This window comes from Pseudomonas sp. JL3, from assembly GCF_031570575.1.
In the GTDB taxonomy this organism is placed as follows: domain Bacteria; phylum Pseudomonadota; class Gammaproteobacteria; order Pseudomonadales; family Pseudomonadaceae; genus Aquipseudomonas; species Aquipseudomonas cucumis.
In genome coordinates this window covers 98,074-116,438 of record NZ_JAKWJK010000006.1, presented here as the reverse complement: position 1 = coordinate 116,438, position 18,365 = coordinate 98,074, and the positions used below count along the sequence as shown (strand labels likewise).

The following is an 18,365-nucleotide window of genomic DNA, read 5'->3' as shown; positions in this document are numbered from 1 at the left end:
GTAGGAGCTGCTGAAGGCTGCGATCTTTTGCGGTAACCACCATTCTGAGCAGGCGGTTTGCCCCGTGTCTTGCCATGGATCAAGCGCCGCTACGGCGATCAGCTAGAATGGCCACCTTGCCGTTACCGAGCCTGCCATGAAACCTGTAATGCCCCACGCCCAGCTCGACTGGGACGACCAAGGTCGCCCGCGTTCGCGGGTGTTCGATGATGTGTATTTTTCCGACCAGTCGGGCCTTGAAGAAACCCGTTACGTGTTTCTGGAGCAAAACGATTTGCGCGACCGCTTCGCCGCATTGCCGGCCAGTGGTCGACTGGTTATTGGTGAAACCGGGTTCGGTACCGGGCTGAATTTTCTCTGTGCCTGGCAGTTGTTCGAACAGCACGCGGTGGCCGGTGCACGCCTGCATTTTGTCAGTGTCGAGAAGTACCCGCTGAGCGCGCCCGATCTGCAACGCGCCTTGTACTTATGGCCGGAACTCAAGCCATTTGCCGATCAATTGCTGGCGCAATACGTAGCGATCCATCAGGGCTTTCAGCGCTTGGTGCTGGACAACGGCCGCGTCACTCTGACCTTGCTGATCGGCGACGCACTGGAGCAGTTGCCGCAACTGGATGCGCAGATCGACGCCTGGTTTCTCGACGGTTTCGCCCCGGCGAAAAATCCCGACATGTGGACCGCCGAGCTGTTTGCCGAACTGGCTCGCCTAGCGGCACCCGGCTCGACCATCAGCACCTTCACCAGCACCGGCTGGGTGCGTCGTTTGCTGAACGCGGCGGGCTTCAAGATGAAGCGCACGCCTGGTATCGGCCATAAATGGGAAATTCTGCGGGGCACCTTCCTCGGTTGGCCGGAAGAAGCCGCTAAACCAGCGGCGACAAAACCATGGTTCGCTCGCCCACAACCGCTGACCGGCGAACGCCGCGCCCTGGTGATCGGCGCCGGGCTGGCCGGTTGCGCGAGTGCCGCCAGCCTCGCCGCGCGAGGTTGGCAAGTGAGCCTGCTGGACCGCCACGAAGCACTGGCGCAGGAAGCCTCGGGCAATCCTCAGGGCGTGCTGTACCTCAAGCTTTCGGCTCACGGCACGGCGTTGTCGCAATTGATCGTCAGCGGTTTTGGCTACACCCGACGTCTGCTGGAACAGCTGCAGCGTGGCGTCGACTGGGACGATTGCGGGGTCTTGCAACTGGCCTTCAATGCCAAGGAAGCCGAGCGTCAGGCGCAATTGGCCGCGGCCTTTTCACCAAGCCTGGTGCACCTGCTCGATCAACCCCAGGCCCAGGCCCGGGCCGGTATCGAACTGGAGCACGGCGGCTTGTTCTACCCTGAAGGCGGTTGGGTTCACCCGCCCGCGTTGTGCCAGTGGCAGGCGTCCTCGGCGAACATCCAGTGGCTGCCCCATCGCGAGGTGCTGGAACTGCGCAAGGTCGATGATCAATGGCAGGCCTGGGATGGCGAAACACTTTTGGCCAGCGCTCCCGTGGTGATTCTGGCCGGCGCCGCCGAGATCAAGCGTTTTCCACACAGCGCCGATCTGCCCCTCAAACGCATTCGCGGCCAGATCACCCGACTGGCGCAAACCCCTGAAAGCCAGAGCCTGGCGACCGTCGTCTGCGCCGAAGGCTATGTGGCGCCGGCACGCCTGGGCGAACACACACTCGGCGCCAGCTTCGATTTCAAAAGCGATGAGCTGACCCCGACCGTCGCCGAACACCTCGGCAACCTGGCGTTGCTCGAGGAAATCTCCACTGACCTGGTCGCCCGTCTGCATGTTCCAGATCTGGACCCGCAACAGCTTGAAGGGCGCGCGGCGTTCCGTTGCACCAGCCCGGATTACCTGCCGATCGTCGGACCGTTGGCCGAACAGGTCGCCTTCGCCGAGGCCTATGCCGCATTGAGCAAAGATGCCCGGCAAGTGCCCGATGTGCCCTGCCCATGGCTCAAGGGGTTTTACGTCAACAGCGGTCACGGTTCTCGCGGTCTGATCACCGCGCCGTTGTCTGGCGAGCTATTGGCGGCATGGCTTGAAAACGAGCCCCTGCCCTTGCCGAAAGCGGTGGCCGAAGCCTGCCATCCCAACCGTTTTGCCTTGCGCCAATTGATCCGCGGAAAAGCCTGATCCGCAGCCTTATAACTTATCGGTCTAAAACTCCAGGGATTCACTTGGGTCAGTTTCTGAGTACCCGCCGTTTTTGGCGGGTATCGATTGACCCTCCCCAACGGAAAAACCGGTAAGGACTTATGTGCGGATTAGCTGGAGAATTACGTTTCGACCATCAACCTGCGGACCTCGCAGCCATTGAACGAATCACCCATCACCTGGCCCCTCGCGGCCCTGATGCATGGGGCTTCCACAGCCAGGGGCCGATTGCCCTGGGTCATCGGCGCCTGAAAATCATGGACCTGTCGGACGGCTCGGCCCAGCCGATGATCGACAACCAACTGGGCTTGTCCCTGGCCTTCAACGGCGCGATCTACAACTTCCCGGAACTGCGCACCGAGCTGGAAAGCCTCGGTTACGCCTTCTATTCCGGCGGCGACACCGAAGTGCTGCTCAAGGGCTATCACGCCTGGGGCGAAGCCCTGTTGCCCAAACTCAACGGCATGTTTGCCTTCGCCATTTGGGAGCGCGACGCCAAGCGTCTGTTCATCGCCCGTGACCGTCTGGGCGTGAAGCCGTTGTACCTGTCGCGCACCGGTCAACGCCTGCGCTTTGCCTCGGCCCTGCCAGCATTGCTCAAGGGCGGCGACATCAACCCGATCCTTGACCCGGTGGCGCTCAATCACTACCTGAATTTCCATGCGGTGGTCCCTGCCCCGCGCACCCTGCTGGCGGGCATCGAAAAGCTGCCCCCGGCGAGCTGGATGCGCATCGAAGCGGACGGCACCACCGAGCAGAAAACCTGGTGGACCCTGCCCTACGGCCCACACGCCGACGAGTTGAACCTGACCCTCGAAGACTGGCGCGATCGCGTGCTCGACAGCACCCGTGATGCGGTGGCGATCCGTCAACGGGCGGCGGTGGATGTTGGCGTGTTGCTTTCCGGTGGGGTCGATTCGAGCATGCTGGTCGGTCTGTTGCGTGAAGTCGGCGTTGAAAACCTGTCGACCTTCTCCATCGGTTTCCAGGATGCCGGCGGCGAGCGCGGTGACGAGTTCCAGTATTCGGACCTGATCGCCAAACACTACGGCACCCAACATCACCAACTGCGCATCGACGAAAAAGAGATCATCGAGCAACTGCCCGCGGCGTTCCGAGCCATGAGCGAGCCGATGGTCAGCCATGACTGCATCGCCTTCTACCTGCTGTCGCGCGAAGTGGCCAAGCACTGCAAGGTGGTGCAAAGCGGCCAAGGCGCGGACGAGTTGTTCGCCGGGTATCACTGGTATCCGCAAGTGGACGGTGCGAGCGATCCGTACGCAGCGTATCGCGATGCGTTTTTCGACCGCAGCTACGCCGACTATGCCGCCACGGTGCAGCCGAAATGGCTGACGGCCAACGACGCTGCCGGCGACTTCGTGAAAGAGCATTTCGCTCAGCCCGGTGCCGACGCCGCGGTGGACAAAGCCCTGCGTCTGGACAGTACGGTGATGCTGGTGGACGACCCGGTGAAACGCGTCGACAACATGACCATGGCCTGGGGCCTGGAAGCGCGTACGCCGTTTCTCGACTATCGCCTGGTGGAGTTGTCGGCGCGGGTGCCGGGCAAATTCAAGCTGCCGGATGGCGGCAAGCAAGTCTTGAAAGAAGCGGCGCGGCTGGTCATTCCGAGTGAAGTGATCGACCGCAAAAAGGGTTACTTCCCTGTCCCCGGCCTCAAGCATTTGCAGGGCGACACGCTGAACTGGGTGCGTGAACTGCTGCTCGATCCGAGTCAGGATCGTGGCCTGTTCAACCCCGCCATGCTCGACCGCCTGCTGACCGATCCGCAAGGTCAACTGACCCCGTTGCGCGGCTCCAAGCTGTGGCAATTGGCGGCCCTGAACCTGTGGCTCAGTGAACAAGGAATCTGATCGATGAAACCTCACGCCACGGCTTACAGCCAACGCTTGTTGCGCGGTCAGGCGCCCTCTTACGAACGCTTGCAGGCGCGTCTGGCCGAAGACGGCAGTGAATTGGGCGCCGCGCCAATCGCGGTGCACTGCGGCTGGGGCCGGTTGCTGATCGGCCATACCTTTCCCGATGCCGCGAGCCTTGCCCAAGAGTTGCTCAATGAGCAGCCCGGTGAGCGGGACATCGCCTTGTACGTTGCCGCGCCCCAGCAAGTGCTGGGGCTGGAGCCGGCTCAGCTGTTTCTCGACCCGTCCGATACCTTGCGCCTGTGGTTCAGCGACTACCGTCAGTCCACCCGGGTGTTTCGCGGTTTCCGCATCCGTCGGGCGCAAAGCGAAGCGGACTGGCAGGCCGTCAATCAGCTGTATCAGGCGCGCGGCATGCTGCCGATTGATGCGAGTTTGCTGACGCCTCATCACCAGGGCGGCCCGGTTTACTGGCTGGCCGAAGATGAGGACAGCGGCGCAATCATCGGCAGCGTCATGGGCCTGAATCATCACAAGGCGTTCAACGATCCGGAAAACGGCAGCAGCCTGTGGTGCCTGGCGGTCGATCCGCAATGTTCCCGCCCAGGCGTCGGAGAAGTGCTGGTGCGGCACTTGATCGAACACTTCATGAGTCGTGGCCTGAGTTACCTGGACCTGTCGGTGCTGCACAACAACCGTCAGGCGAAAAGTCTTTACGCCAAGCTCGGTTTTCGCAACTTGTCGACCTTCGCCATCAAGCGCAAAAACGGCATCAACCAACCGTTGTTTCTCGGCCCTGGCCCCGAAGCCGCGTTCAATCCGTATGCGCGAATCATCGTTGAGGAGGCACATCGACGCGGCATTGATGTACAGGTGGATGACGCGCAAGCCGGCCTGTTTACCTTGATTCACGGCAGTCGTCGGGTACGTTGCCGCGAATCCTTGAGCGATCTGACCAGCGCCATCAGCATGACGTTGTGTCAGGACAAAAGCTTGACCCACAAGGTGCTGAAAAACGCTGGCCTTAAACTGCCCGCCCAACAACTGGCGGGGAGCGCGGACGACAATCTGGCGTTTCTCGACGAGCACGAACGGGTGGTGGTCAAACCGCTGGACGGTGAACAGGGCCAAGGGGTAGCGGTGGATTTACGCACCATCGAAGAGGTCCAGCAAGCCATCGAAAGCGCTCGTAAATTCGACAGTCGAGTGCTGCTGGAAAGCTTCCATGAAGGCCTCGACTTGCGGATTCTGGTGATCGGCTTCGAGGTGGTCGCGGCCGCCATTCGACGGCCGGCGGAAGTGGTGGGTGATGGTCAACATTCCATCGGTGCGCTGATCGAAGCCCAGAGCCGTCGCCGTCAGGCGGCGACCAGCGGTGAAAGCAAGATCCCGCTGGACCATGAGACCCAGCGCACCTTGAAGGTTGCGGGTTACGACTACAGCAGCATTCTGCCCTCGGGTGAGCACTTGTTTGTCCGGCGCACGGCGAATCTCCATACCGGCGGCATTCTTGAAGACGTCACGGCGATTCTGCATCCGACCTTGGTGGATGCGGCGGTGCGCGCGGCGCGAGCGCTGGATATTCCGATGGTCGGGCTCGACCTGATGGTGCCGGCCGCCGACCAGCCGGAGTATGTGTTTATCGAAGCCAATGAACGCGCCGGGCTGGCCAACCATGAACCGCAGCCGACGGCCGAGCGGTTTGTGGATTTGTTGTTTCCGCATAGTCAGCCGGCAGCCTCTTAGTGATGTACTTCCCGGCCTCATGATCGTTCCCACGCTCTGCGTGGGAATGACTCCTCGGACGCTCCGCGTCCGCTTGGGACGCAGAGCGTCCCTGGCTGCATTCTCACGTAGAGCGTGGGAACGATCAGCTCTCAACCCATCAGGAGTTTCCATGACCCGCAAAATTCCCGAACCGGATCTCAATTACCTGCAAAAAGTCCTGCTGGAAATGCTCGCCATTCCCAGCCCCACCGGGTTCACCGACACCATTGTGCGTTACGTCGCCGAGCGTCTCGAAGAGCTGGGTATTCCCTTTGAGATGACCCGTCGCGGCACCATCCGCGCCACCCTCAAGGGCAAGAAAAACAGCCCGGACCGCGCGGTCTCCGCTCACCTGGACACCATTGGCGCAGCGGTTCGCGCGATCAAGGAAAACGGTCGCCTGACCCTGGCGCCAGTCGGTTGCTGGTCCAGCCGTTTTGCCGAAGGCAGCCGCGTCAGCCTGTTCACCGACAACGGCGTGATCCGCGGCAGCGTGTTGCCGTTGATGGCCTCGGGGCACGCGTTCAACACTGCCGTGGATGAAATGCCGATCAGTTGGGATCACATCGAATTGCGCCTGGACGCCTATTGCGCCACCCGCGCTGATTGCGATTCGCTGGGGATCAGCGTAGGCGATTTCGTCGCCTTCGACCCTTTGCCGGAGTTCACCGAAAGCGGCCATATCAGCGCCCGTCACCTCGATGACAAGGCCGGCGTTGCCGCCCTGCTCGCGGCGCTGAAAGCTATTGTCGACAGCGGCGAAGAGTTGATGATCGACTGCCATCCATTGTTCACCATCACCGAAGAAACCGGCAGCGGTGCGGCGGCGGCCCTGCCCTGGGATGTCAGCGAATTCGTCGGCATCGACATCGCGCCGGTCGCGCCCGGCCAGCATTCCAGTGAACACGCAGTGAGCGTGGCAATGCAGGATTCGGGCGGGCCTTATGACTATCACCTGTCGCGCCATCTGCTGCGCCTAGCCAGCGACAACGAACTGCCGGCGCGCCGCGACCTGTTCCGCTATTACTTCAGCGATGCTCACTCCGCCGTCACGGCCGGCCACGACATTCGCACGGCCCTGCTGGCCTTCGGTTGCGACGCCACCCACGGCTACGAACGCACCCACATCGACAGCCTCGCCGCCCTCAGCCGCCTGCTTGGCGCCTACATCCTCAGTCCGCCGGTATTCGCCAGCGATGCACAACCGGCCAAGGGCTCCCTGGACCGGTTCAGTCATCAGATCGAACACGAGACGCAGATGGAAAGCGATACGCGGGTGCCGTCGGTGGACAGCCTCATCGGACAGCGCACAGATAGCTGACCCAGGCATTTTCTTCGCATGAAAGATTGCCATCGCGGGCAAGCCCGCTCCCACAGGGAAATGTGGTCACTGCGGGAGCGGGCTTGCCCGCGATGAGGACAGATCAGCCAACACATCAGGTCAAGGCTAGCCGCCCCCCTTCATTCGCCGTAGCATCGCGCCATTGTTTAGCCGAGGTGCCTTATGCTGATCCCCCACGACCAACTTGAAGTCGATACCCTGACCCGCCTGATCGAGGATTTCGTAACCCGCGACGGCACGGACAACGGCGATGACACACCGCTGGAAACCCGCGTCTTGCGTGTTCGTCAGGCATTGACCAAGGGCCAGGCGTTGATCGTCTTCGATCCGGAAAGCGAGCAATGCCAGTTGATGCTCAAGCACGACGTGCCCAAGCACCTGTTCGACTGAGGTTCTTAACGGGCTTTGGCTTTGGCCTGTTTGATCTGGATGCGCTCATAAACTTCGGCGCGATGAACGTTGACCTGCTGCGGCGCTTCAACGCCGAAGCGCACGCTGCTTCCGTTGACGGCGAGAACCCGCACGGAAATGTTGTCACCAATGGATATCAATTCGCCCACAACGCGGCTAAGTACAAGCATGGCATTCATCCTTCAGGGTTACTGGCCCTTGAAGATGCCCGGCCCGTGGTGAGTCTTCAATGCAACGGCAGCAAAACAGTCTCGCCCTACAGCACAAGATGCTTCGCCCGAAGGACTTATCCGACAAACCGGTTGGAATGAAGGACCAATCCTTCAGGCAGCGGAAATACGCGGGCCAAACAGGATGACGCTCGCCCCGATCACACACAGCGCCACGCCAATCCAGTCCGAGCCCAGTGGACGAATCCGCTCGACCACTGCCAGCCAGCCGATCGACGCAATGATGTAGATGCCACCGTAGGCGGCATAGGCGCGGCCGGCGTAACTCGCTTCGACCCGGGTCAGCAGCACCGCGAACAAGATCAGGCTGAGCAATGCAGGGATGATCCACCAAGCACTTTTACCCTGACGCAGCCACATCCAGAAGGCAAAGCAGCCGGCGATTTCGAACAGCGCGGCAAGGAAAAACCACAGGTAATTGATCATGCAGATGTCTCGTGAGGATGGCCGGTTGCGGCCACCCTAACGACGGTATTGCGCACGGGCAAGTTCAGCCTGCGGATTGTTTGGCCTTGGCGCGCATCTTGTCGGCCATCACGGTCATTTCGTTGTAGAGCACTTGCGGGTCTTTTTGCTTGATCGCCCAAGCCATACGGCCCTGTTCGTGAGGCAGGATCAAGAATTCGCCAACGGCGACCTGTTGATAGATGTAATCGGCAATGTCGGCTGCGCTGATCGGCGAGCTTTCCAGCAACTTGCCGACCTGAGCTTTCATGGCGGGGGTCGGGCCACGGAAGGAATCCAGCAGGTTGGTCTGAAAGAACGACGGGCACACTACATGCACGCTGACTTCCTCGTGGGCCAGTTCGATCAACAGACTTTCGGACAAGGCCACCACGCCTGCCTTGGCCACGTTGTAGTTGCTCATGGCCGGACCTTGCATCAGTGCCGCCATCGAGGCGATGTTGATGATCTTACCTTTGCTTTTCTCCAGCAGCGGCAGGAAGGCCTTGCAGCCCTTGACCACGCCCATCAGGTTGATCGCGATCTGCCAGTCCCAGTCTTCCAGCGACAGTTCACTGAAGAACCCGCCCGAGGCCACGCCGGCGTTGTTGACGATGACATCAATGCCGCCGAACTTCTCTTCACAGGCTTGGGCGAACGCCGTTAGTTGGCTGTAGTCGCGCACATCACAACGCTGGATGAACCCGTCGCCACCGGCTTCGCGAACCAGCTTCAGGGTTTCTTGCAAGCCGGGTTCACTGACGTCCGACAAGGCCAGCTGCCAGCCTTCACGCGCCCAACGCAGCGCGATTTCGCGACCCAGGCCTGAGCCCGCGCCAGTGATCATCATGCGATTTTGCATAGCAAACAGCCTTGTTGTTCCGGGGAAGATGCACCGAGTGTAGCGAAGGATAATGCGCGACCCACGCTCCATCAGATTGCTGAATGGCCAGCAATGAACCACGGCGCGGTCCGGTTGTTTCAACTTTGAGACGCAGTAAAAGAAATAAACATACTTTCCAAATACATTAAAAAAACCTGGAATTTTTCTTCATATCCATGAGTCGGATTTGGTAAGCAGCTAGGATTAATACAAGTCCAGCTGATGGCTAAAGCTAAAACGCTAGGTCAAATCCACAACGCTTCCAACAAGGAAACAGACATGGGCACAATTCTTATCGTTATTCTTATCCTGTTGTTGATAGGTGGCTTGCCGGTCTTCCCGCACTCCAGAAGTTGGGGTTACGGCCCGTCCGGTATCATCGGCGTAGTGTTGGTGGTGCTGTTGATCCTGCTGCTGCTTGGCAAGATATAAAGATTTTTCCGGCAAAAAAAGAGGCCCTGCGAAGGGCCTCTTTTCTATTGCGCCAAAACTTAGTCCGGCTTGCCGTCAACCACACCGGCGGTGTTATCGATGAGGCTTTTGGTGGCCGTCTGGATGAACGACTCGAGCTTTTGCTTGAGCGCCGCTTCGTCAGCCGATGCCGGGATCACTTCACCTTTCGGGTTGGCGCCCAGTTCGTATTGATACAACTTCGGCGGCATCTCTTTGGGCAGTACCAGCACGCGATCCCCGGTAAGCAATGCGACCGTCTGATCGCTGCCCGACGGCTTGATCACGCCAAAACCCTTGTCGCCTTCCGGCAGGTTCAGCAAGTCGCGACCCCAGCATTGTTGAACCACGTCACCACCGATACGGCCCATGATGGTCGGCACGACGTCGATCTGGGTGCCCACGGTGTGGTCGAGCTGACCAAATTTTTCCTGGACGCCCGGCCCGATCATCAGCATCGGTACGTTGAAGCGGCCCAGGTCCATTTCGGTAATTTGCTGTTCATTGCCAAAACCATGGTCGCCGACAACCACGAACAAGGTTTCCTTGAAGTACGGCTCTTTGCGGGCCTGTTCGAAGAATTGACCCAACGCCCAGTCAGAGTAACGCATGGCGGTCAAGTGTTCGTTAAGGTTGCCGCGATCGGTCACAGGCTCCACCGGCAATGGCGTCGGCAAAGCATACGGCGTGTGGTTGGACAGCGTTTGCAGCAAGGCATAGAACGGCTTCTTGTCCTTACCATCGCGGGCCTTCAATTCTTCCAGGCCACGGTTGAACATGTCCTGGTCGGACACGCCCCAGGTCGGATCGGAGAACACCGGGTTGACGAAGTCGTTACGCCCGATGAAGTTGGTCATGCCCTGGTTGCTGAAGAAGCCAGACTGATTGTCCCAGGCGAAGTCGCCGTTGTAGACGTACACGTCATCGTAGTCACGGGCGCTGAGCAACTGCGGCAGGCCGGACAGTTTGTGGCTGCCTTCAGGCGTCTGCATCAGGTATTCGAAACCCGGCAAGTTCGGGAAGCAGGCCATGGTGGCGAACATGCCCTGGTGGGTATGGGTGCCGTTGGAGAAGAAGCGGTCGAACAACAGGCCTTCTTTCGACAGTTTGTCAAAGTACGGGGTGATTTCACCTGGTCGACCCAGAGCACCCACAGAGTGACCGGCGAAGCTTTCCATCAGGATCACCACGACGTTCTTGATTGGCAGTGTCTTGTTGGTGTCCGGGCTGTAGTTGCGACGCACCGCGGCGGTCTCGGGATCGACCAGCTTGTCGCTCGAGGTCAGTAACATATCGCGCACGGTCTGCTGGGCCAGGGGCTGTGGCAGTGTTGCCTTCCAGATATTGTCGCGATGTTCGGACATCCGGCTCTTGGCCGCCGCGATCAACGACAGCGTGCCGTTGAGGCCCAACTGGTTGGCGAAGTTCGAGTCGGTGGTGTAAACGTCACCCCAACGCATTGGCGGGCCCTGACGCAGAGTGCCACGAGCCGCGACCACGCAGACCAGCAGGCAGACCACGAACACTACGCCACGCGCATACCACGGAGCGACCTGCCGCGCACCAATGCTGCCACCGCTGAACGGCCCGCGAGGACGCGTGGCACGGTCGGCGCCCTTGAACGCGAGGGTCAGGATCAACGTGCCCACGGCCCAGGCCAACAGGTAGCGAACCACCGGAAAACCGTACCAGAGCATGCTCATCACGGTTTTCGGGTCTTCTTTCACGTACTGGAAGACCAGACCGTTGAGGCGCTGGTGGAACTCGCGGTAAAAATCCATCTCCATCAGGCCGAGGAACAGCGCGATGCTCGAGACAACGGTCAGCCACAACCGGAAGAATTCGCGGGCGGCCATCGCCCGGGCGCTGAACAATGCCAGCAGCAGCGGAATGCTGAGGTAAACCACCAGGCGCAAGTCGAAACGCAGGCCGTTGGCGAACGCTTCCAGAAATGTCGAAGCCGGTGTGTCGAGGATCATCGAGCTGTTGTAGACCAGCAGCGCCACGCGCAGCAGGCTGAACATGACCATCATGACCAGGGCACACAACAGTGTGTAGGCCAGATGCGATTTGACGGTCGGTTGCAGCAGGCGACTAGAAGCTCGCTGCTGACTCAGGGCGTCCGGGTTTGCCATGTCGTTTAAGGACCCATTGGAAGTTGAAGTTTCAAAAATACAGCGGCGCCTTACCCTCTGTTGGTCATCCTGGGCCCGGAGCTTGCGCGGTGCGCAAATGTTGCACGATCACCCGCGGCATTACCATTGATTACTGACCCGCAGGCCCGACTGTCGCCTGTAGCGCTCTGGGACAAGAGACGCGGCGCAAAGTTGCGGAGGCAGACAAGTTGGTGCGCGAATGAATTGTCTTGGAGACTTTGTGAAAATTTCGTTCAACGCATATCCAGAAACAAAATAAAGCCCCGTCCCTTGGTAAAAAACGCAAACGCCCCGATCAGATCGGGGCGCTGTTGAACGGGCATTATCGCAAGTATACGTGGTTACTTCTCGGCACGTTCTTTCAGGGCTTTGAGGGTGTTGAACGGCGCATCGACCACAAACTTGTTGGCCAACCACGATGGCACGCTGCCGCCGGGTTCGGTATGGGCCTGATAGGTCACTTCGACTTGATCGCCTTTAGGCACCAGCTTCCAGAAACCTTTGACCTGGGCGACCCGTACAAAACCTTTTTCTTCCGGAAGGTACTTCGGCTGTCCTTCCAACTCTCGGGTCAGGCTGCCATCGGCGCTTTCAATGGTTGTGACATGCAACACGGAGTCGCGAGGGGTGACCGGCCAAGGGGTGTTGAATTGGGTGTAGGTCCAGCTCTGGTTACCTTCGTGTTTGAGCAACTTCTGAGTCTTGCACTCGTGAATCCATGCACAGGCACCCGGCACGTCTTCCTGCAATGCTCGCAGTTTGGCCATCGTGGTCTTCATGACGGTCACGCCACGGTAAGCCTTGTATTGGGAGCCGGCCACTTCACTCAAGGACACCTTGATGCCCTCTTCTTCCTTGGCGGTTTTCCATTCTTCGGCCTGGGCCGTGGAGGCCAGCAAAACCGTCAAACCACACAGCACAGCCATACGATGCAGCGAACCCATAACCTTATTCCTTATTGTTGAAGTTCCGTTCGTTGAACACATCACGCGGCCGTCATTTGCTCCCACCAGCCCAGCAACTTGATCGCTTCGCCGCTGCTGCTTCCGCAGACTTCGACATCGGCTTCAAATGCCGAGCACACCACAGGGCGTTCCGGCTTGCCGAAAATGCTGCACAGGTTATCGGCAGACAGCTGTACGCAACGCTCACCGGCGGCTTTGCCATTGGGCATGCCGGGAATCGGCGAACTGATGGAAGGGGCAATGCAACAGGCGCCACAGCCTTCACGGCATCTCATGACGACAAGCTCCTCGCGACGGGTAAAGGGACGTGGCACAGAGTAACGGCTAAAACGACTGTTTAAAATTACCTGCGCCCAGGTTTTTTCGCTCAAACGAACGTGACTGACCAGTCTCCGACAAAGCGTCTGGTCCGCGGGTCACGAATGGGAGGGGTTTACTGCTTGAACTCGAAGTCCAGTGCCGCGCCTTCAACTTCCCGACGCTCTTCATTGCGCAGTTGCAACTGCATTTCGTTGCTGAGCAGACGACCGTTGATCTGGAACGGGCTGCTCTTGTCACCGAACATTTGTGGCAACAGCGCATCGCGTCGAGGCAACGTTACCGTGCCGACCGGCTTCAGTTCTTCGACCATGTCCTTGGGCAAGCTCAAGTCGAGATTTGCCGAAGGGAGTTTGGTTTTCACGACTTCGCTGGCCGGTTTCGACTTGGAAGCAATGGGGGAGCGTTTTTTGACCGCTGCGGCCTTCTTTTTGGCCGGCGCTGTTTTTTTGACCGGCGCCGCTTTTTTCGCGGGTGTGCTGGCTGTCGGTTTTTCCTGAACGGAAGCCGCCATGACCCCTTCCGGGTGACAGGTCATTAGCAGGCAGATCAACAACCAGGCGGCAGGAAAAATCGGCTTCATGGACCCAACAGCGTGAACGGCAGAAGGCTATATGCTCGCCTGTTGGAGACGACAAGACAAGCGGACAGTTCAGAACTGCCCAGCCGCTCAAAAACCGCTCGCCGTCTCCTGACAAAGTTGCGTCGCCAGCAACCCCAACGTCATCAATGCACGCTCGGCCTCGCGGTTCCAGGGGATGCCACAGTTCAGGCGAATGCAGTGATTGAACTGCTCGGTATTACTGAAAATCAGCCCCGGCGCAATGCTGATGCCCTGCTGCAATGCACGCACATGCAGTTCCTGCGTATTCACCCGCCCCGGCAGGCTGACCCACAGAATGAAGCCGCCGGTGGGCCGGGTCATTTGCGTGCCTTCCGGGAAGTACTGCTGAACCGCCAGTTGAAAAGCGCTGAGGTTCTTGCGGTACTCCTGACGGATATAACGCAAATGCCGGTCGTAACCGCCGTTTTCCAGGTAGGCCGCAATGCCCATTTGCGTGACGCTGCAGGCCGAATGGGTGCTGAAGGTCTGCAAGCGCTGGATTTCCTGCTGGTACTTGCCGGCAATCATCCAGCCGATCCGCACTCCGGGCGACAGGGTCTTGGAGAAACTGGAGCAGTAAATCACCCGATCCAGCCGGTCATAGGCCTTGAGCGATTTGGTGCGGCCCTGCTCGAACATCAGCTCGCCATAAATATCGTCTTCGACGATCTGGATATCGAAATCCGAAGCCAGGCGCAGCAACTGTTTCTGCCGCTCTTCGGGCATGGTGCCGCCCAAAGGATTACTCAAGCGCGTGGTCAGCACCAGCGCCTTGATCGACCACTGATTGGCCGCCAGTTGCAGCGCTTCGAGGCTCATGCCGGTAGCCGGATCACTGGGGATCTCGATGACCTTCAGCCCCAGCAGGTCGGCCAGTTGCAGCAAACCGTAATAGGTTGGCGACTCGGCCGCAATCAGATCGCCCGGCCGGGTCAATACGCGCAGAGACATCTGCAACGCATCAACGCAGCCGTGGGTGATCACCACTTCCGACGGGTCGACCACCACGCCGGCATCGCGCATGCGGATCGCCACTTGTCGACGCAAAGGCTCGAAGCCGGGGCTGAACATGTAGCTGAACGCCCGCGGGCTATGGAAACGGGTGACTTTGGCCAGTTGCTGATGCAGGGCTCGCACCGGCAGATAGTCGACGCTCGGTACGGCGGCGCCCAACGGAAAGACACCTTCGCGGCGGGATTCGACCAGGACTTGCTGAATGATGCTGCTGCGTGTGACAAGGCCAGGTCGCTCGACCCGGGCGATGTCCGGGGTTGGCGCCGTGAGCGCGGGCGTCTGGTGCACGTAGTAACCGGATTGCGGCCGGGCGCGAATCAGCCCCTGATCTTCAAGATTGGCGTAGGCCTGCAACACCGTTGCATGGCTGACGTTGAGCTGCGAGCTCATCTTGCGCACTGAAGGCACGCGCTCCCCGGGTTGATAGACGCCGCGGCGGATGTCTTCGGCCAGTTGCTGAGCAATTCGTTGATAGAGCAAGAGATTGGTCATGACGCAGCACTCGATTTCACGGGCATTTTATTCTTGTGTGAAACAATACCGGAACAGTTTTGAAGTGTACTGGGACAGTTGCCACAATAGTCGACCGTACAGTGCATTGTCAGCAAAAACTGTACTGTTTTATGGAGAGTGTTGCGCTGATTAGCAGGCACAAAAAAACCCGGCACTGCTGACAGGCCGGGTTTTCCAGTAACGCAGCCCTTAGCGGGCGGCGCCGAGCTGGCCTTTTTCGTCGGAGAACACAATTTCCACCCGACGGTTCTGTGCACGACCGCGCTCGGAAGCGTTCACGTCCACCGGGTATTCATCGCCATAGCCTTCAACCTGGATGCGTTTGTCGTCAATGCCCAGGTCCATCAGCACGTCAGCCACCGATTGCGCACGGTCGCGGGACAGCTTGAGGTTTTCCTGTTTACCGCCAGTGCTGTCGGTATAGCCTTCGATCCGCACCACGCGCTTGGGGTTGAGCTGCAAGAACTGGACGATCTTCAGCACCACGCGGTTTGCCGAGCTTTTCAGCTCTGCTTCACCGGTATCGAACAGCACATCGCCCAGGGTCATTACCAGACCACGGTCGGTTTGGGTAGTCGCCAACGCCACAATCTGCTCTTCGAGCCACTTGCCCTGTTGCTGCACGCTGAGCAACTTGGACTCACGCAGGGCCAACTGCAGGCGCTGACGCTCGAGTTCGAGCTTCGCAGCGCGTTCCTCGTTGAGCACTTGATTGGTGTGCTCCCGGGCGATTTCGCTGTAGCGCCGGCTCAGGTAGGCGTAATGCACAACGTCCGAACCGCTGCCCCAGTAGGTGGACAGACGATCGGCTCGGGCCAGCGACTCGCCGGCACGGATCACGTCTTTGGGCGCAATGCGCAGCACGTTGGAGTCTTCCTTGACCTTCTGAAAGTCGGTGCCGGCCTGCTGGATTGCGGCTTCGCTGTGTTGACCGGCGCAACCATAAAGGCTGGCGCAACCGGCCAGAATCAAACCGCCGAGTGCTTTGGTTTTCAGGCTCATTGGGCATCTCCCAGCTGCTTGCGCAGGCGAGTGATGCGGGTATTGAGCACGTTCAACTGCTCCTCGCTCTTGAGGGTCAGAACCCGGGCCTCGGCCAGACGCGCGTCCAGCTCGGCCTGCTCAGCCCGCATGCGCGCATTCTTGAAGGACTGGTCGGCCATGTTGCCCTTGGCACGCTTGAACTTGTCTTCAGCCAGTTTCAGCTCCGGCACTTCGTCGGCGGTAGCACCCACGGCCTTGGCTTGTTCGAGGGCCCGCTCGGTCAGGCGTATTTGTTCATTCGGCGCCGGATCGGCTGCACAACCCGCCAGAGCCAGAACGGCCAGGGCAGCGAAAAGAGGTCGAATACTCACTAAGAATCCCTACTGTTTTGGGGTACTGACAGGTTGTGGCTGCGGTTGTGAGAGTTGCGCTTTCCAACGCTCGATATTGCGCAGCAGCGCAGCTTCTGTCAGTCCGGACGCGGGCAATTCTGTCATCTTTTTGGCCAGCTGTCCGCGCAACCAAGGATCGTTGCAGGCGGAGTTATGGGAAACCGCGAGATACAGGCCGGGTTTGTCGATGGGGTGTGGGTGGGCCATCAAGTCATTGGCCATCCCCAGCGTTTGCACCAGAGCCATGCCCGAGTAGCGTCCGGCGAGGACAAACTCTACCTCGTTCAGCAGCAATTTCTGAAAGGCCTGGGTCAGATTGGGCGTGCGCAACAGGGTCAATTGCTGCTCGGAAAAAGTACCAAATGATGGGGTTACCCGAGCCTTTTCCGACAAGGCGCCGGGATGACCGCGAAGGTCCTGCGCTTCGTTGTAGACCAGTAATGAATCATTGCGGGTCCAGACCAGGTAATCGTTTTCCAGCAGCGGTGGATGGATGTAATCCAGATTTTCCAACTCACTGACCGTCAACGGCACATCGGCCAGCATGTCCATGCGCCCGCTGCGCACTTCGTCCAGGGCCTGGGAGCGTTTGCCGGCGTAAAGCAGCTCGACCTTGATGCCCAACTCCCCCGCCACTTGCTGCAACAGGTCAGCGCTGGCGCCAATCAGATGCTTGGGGTTTTGCGGGTCTTGCCACAGGTACGGCGGCGCGTCCGGACTGCCGGTCACCACCAGGCGCTCGCATTTGCCCGCGGCTATGGACAGCCCTGGCAACAGCGTCAGCCCCAGCAGTAATGACCAGCCACACACGCGGCGTAAATCCATGGCGACACTCCCTACAACCCATAATTTTCGCCCGTAGGAGTTCCTACAGAAGAACAAAAAAAAGCCCGACCAAAAGGTCGGGCTCTTTATAAGTCAAGCCGCCGGATTAGACCAGCTTCTCGAACTCGGGGATGGCTTCGAACAGGTCTGCCACCAGGCCGTAATCGGCCACCTGGAAGATCGGCGCTTCTTCGTCCTTGTTGATCGCAACGATCACTTTGGAGTCTTTCATGCCGGCCAGGTGCTGGATCGCGCCGGAAATCCCGACGGCGATGTACAGCTGTGGAGCAACGATCTTGCCGGTCTGACCGACCTGCATGTCGTTGGGTACGAAACCTGCGTCGACCGCGGCGCGGGAAGCACCAACGGCAGCGCCCAGCTTGTCGGCCAGGGCGTACAGGTGTTTGAAGTTGTCGCCGTTCTGCATGCCGCGACCGCCGGAAACGACGATTTTGGCAGCGGTCAGTTCCGGACGATCGGACTTGGCCAGTTCTTCGCCGACGAAGCTCGAAGTGCCAGCGTCGTGAGCAGCCGCAACGGCTTCAACAGCCGCCGAACCACCTTCAGCAGCAACCGGGTCGAAACCGGTGGCACGCACGGTGATCACTTTGACCGCAGCGTTGGACTGTACGGTAGCAATGGCGTTACCGGCGTAGATCGGGCGCTTGAAGGTATCAGCGCTTTCAACCGAGATGATCTCGGAGATCTGGTCAACGTCCAGGGTCGCGGCAACGCGCGGCAGGATGTTTTTGCCGTTCGAAGTAGCGGCAGCCAGGATGTGGCTGTAGCCCTTGCCCAACTCTGCAACCAGCGGAGCAACGTTCTCCGGCAGTTGATGAGCGTAGGCGGCGTTATCCGCCAGCAGCACTTTCGCCACGCCAGCGATTTTCGCAGCGGCTTCAGCCACGGCGCCAGCGCCCTGACCGGCAACCAGAACGTGGATATCACCACCGATTTTGACGGCGGCAGCAACGGTGTTCAGCGTGGCCGGAGCCAGTACTTTGTTGTCGTGTTCTGCAATAACCAAGATAGTCATTTCTGGCTCCT

Annotated in this window: 18 protein-coding genes; 6 read left to right on the top strand and 12 right to left on the bottom strand. The window is 59.5% G+C overall.

Annotated features, from left to right (window positions below; translation table 11 throughout):
- Positions 1-136 precede the first annotated feature (136 nt).
- The 5 genes from mnmC to MMG91_RS13265 all read left to right on the top strand — a co-directional run bounded on the left by mnmC (position 137) and on the right by MMG91_RS13265 (position 7,519).
- The gene (mnmC, locus tag MMG91_RS13285; RefSeq protein WP_310659852.1) at positions 137-2,119 is read left to right on the top strand and encodes a bifunctional tRNA (5-methylaminomethyl-2-thiouridine)(34)-methyltransferase MnmD/FAD-dependent 5-carboxymethylaminomethyl-2-thiouridine(34) oxidoreductase MnmC; all 1,983 of its coding nucleotides are present in this window, start codon (positions 137-139) and stop codon (positions 2,117-2,119) included.
- A 122-nt stretch (positions 2,120-2,241) separates the two neighbouring features.
- Positions 2,242-4,014 carry an N-acetylglutaminylglutamine amidotransferase gene (locus MMG91_RS13280; RefSeq protein WP_305446447.1) on the top strand — a complete coding sequence of 591 codons (1,773 nt, stop codon included), beginning with the start codon at positions 2,242-2,244 and terminating at the stop codon, positions 4,012-4,014.
- 3 nt (positions 4,015-4,017) lie between these two features.
- Positions 4,018-5,766, top strand: coding sequence for an N-acetylglutaminylglutamine synthetase (ngg, locus tag MMG91_RS13275; protein WP_310659851.1), 1,749 nt, complete (start codon positions 4,018-4,020; stop codon positions 5,764-5,766).
- A 151-nt stretch (positions 5,767-5,917) separates the two neighbouring features.
- Positions 5,918-7,108 carry an osmoprotectant NAGGN system M42 family peptidase gene (locus MMG91_RS13270; protein ID WP_305446449.1) on the top strand — a complete coding sequence of 397 codons (1,191 nt, stop codon included), beginning with the start codon at positions 5,918-5,920 and terminating at the stop codon, positions 7,106-7,108.
- 183 nt (positions 7,109-7,291) lie between these two features.
- Entirely contained in the window at positions 7,292-7,519 is a 228-nt protein-coding gene (locus tag MMG91_RS13265) for a YheU family protein (RefSeq protein ID WP_003199186.1), read from the top strand.
- 5 nt (positions 7,520-7,524) lie between these two features.
- On the opposite strand, the gene csrA is transcribed toward MMG91_RS13265, so the two are convergent.
- The 3 genes from csrA to MMG91_RS13250 all read right to left on the bottom strand — a co-directional run bounded on the left by csrA (position 7,525) and on the right by MMG91_RS13250 (position 9,076).
- Complete coding sequence (csrA, locus tag MMG91_RS13260) at positions 7,525-7,710, bottom strand: carbon storage regulator CsrA (RefSeq protein ID WP_064616631.1); 186 nt, start codon at positions 7,708-7,710, stop codon at positions 7,525-7,527.
- A 153-nt stretch (positions 7,711-7,863) separates the two neighbouring features.
- Positions 7,864-8,196, bottom strand: a complete 333-nt coding sequence (locus MMG91_RS13255; protein WP_305446451.1) for a YnfA family protein — start codon at positions 8,194-8,196, stop codon at positions 7,864-7,866.
- A 64-nt stretch (positions 8,197-8,260) separates the two neighbouring features.
- A complete protein-coding gene (locus MMG91_RS13250) occupies positions 8,261-9,076 on the bottom strand; it encodes an SDR family oxidoreductase (RefSeq protein ID WP_305446452.1) in 816 nt (271 codons plus the stop codon).
- Between the two features lie 300 nt (positions 9,077-9,376).
- Between MMG91_RS13250 and MMG91_RS13245 the strand changes: the two genes are divergently transcribed.
- Positions 9,377-9,529 carry a DUF3309 family protein gene (locus tag MMG91_RS13245; RefSeq protein ID WP_008012020.1) on the top strand — a complete coding sequence of 51 codons (153 nt, stop codon included), beginning with the start codon at positions 9,377-9,379 and terminating at the stop codon, positions 9,527-9,529.
- A 59-nt stretch (positions 9,530-9,588) separates the two neighbouring features.
- On the opposite strand, the gene MMG91_RS13240 is transcribed toward MMG91_RS13245, so the two are convergent.
- From MMG91_RS13240 to MMG91_RS13200, 9 genes are all read right to left on the bottom strand, one after another.
- Positions 9,589-11,682, bottom strand: a complete 2,094-nt coding sequence (locus MMG91_RS13240) for an LTA synthase family protein (protein ID WP_310659850.1) — start codon at positions 11,680-11,682, stop codon at positions 9,589-9,591.
- 362 nt (positions 11,683-12,044) lie between these two features.
- Complete coding sequence (locus tag MMG91_RS13235) at positions 12,045-12,647, bottom strand: START domain-containing protein (RefSeq protein ID WP_305446454.1); 603 nt, start codon at positions 12,645-12,647, stop codon at positions 12,045-12,047.
- A 41-nt stretch (positions 12,648-12,688) separates the two neighbouring features.
- The gene (locus MMG91_RS13230) at positions 12,689-12,943 is read right to left on the bottom strand and encodes a YkgJ family cysteine cluster protein (RefSeq protein ID WP_310659849.1); all 255 of its coding nucleotides are present in this window, start codon (positions 12,941-12,943) and stop codon (positions 12,689-12,691) included.
- Between the two features lie 158 nt (positions 12,944-13,101).
- Positions 13,102-13,569 (bottom strand): translation initiation factor 2, encoded by a 468-nt coding sequence (locus MMG91_RS13225; protein ID WP_305446456.1) that lies wholly within the window; start codon positions 13,567-13,569, stop codon positions 13,102-13,104.
- A gap of 87 nt (positions 13,570-13,656) precedes the next feature.
- A complete protein-coding gene (locus tag MMG91_RS13220; protein ID WP_019582609.1) occupies positions 13,657-15,096 on the bottom strand; it encodes a PLP-dependent aminotransferase family protein in 1,440 nt (479 codons plus the stop codon).
- Positions 15,097-15,306: 210 nt separating this feature from the next.
- On the bottom strand, positions 15,307-16,119 hold the full coding sequence (locus MMG91_RS13215) for an OmpA family protein (RefSeq protein WP_305446458.1): 813 nt from the start codon (positions 16,117-16,119) through the stop codon (positions 15,307-15,309).
- Positions 16,116-16,472 (bottom strand): DUF4398 domain-containing protein, encoded by a 357-nt coding sequence (locus MMG91_RS13210; protein ID WP_305446459.1) that lies wholly within the window; start codon positions 16,470-16,472, stop codon positions 16,116-16,118. The genes MMG91_RS13215 and MMG91_RS13210 overlap by 4 nt, the downstream gene beginning before the upstream one ends.
- Positions 16,473-16,481: 9 nt before the next feature.
- A complete protein-coding gene (locus MMG91_RS13205) occupies positions 16,482-17,318 on the bottom strand; it encodes a transporter substrate-binding domain-containing protein (protein WP_310659848.1) in 837 nt (278 codons plus the stop codon).
- Positions 17,319-17,424: 106 nt separating this feature from the next.
- Entirely contained in the window at positions 17,425-18,354 is a 930-nt protein-coding gene (locus MMG91_RS13200; protein WP_310659847.1) for an FAD-binding protein, read from the bottom strand.
- Positions 18,355-18,365: the final 11 nt, after the last annotated feature.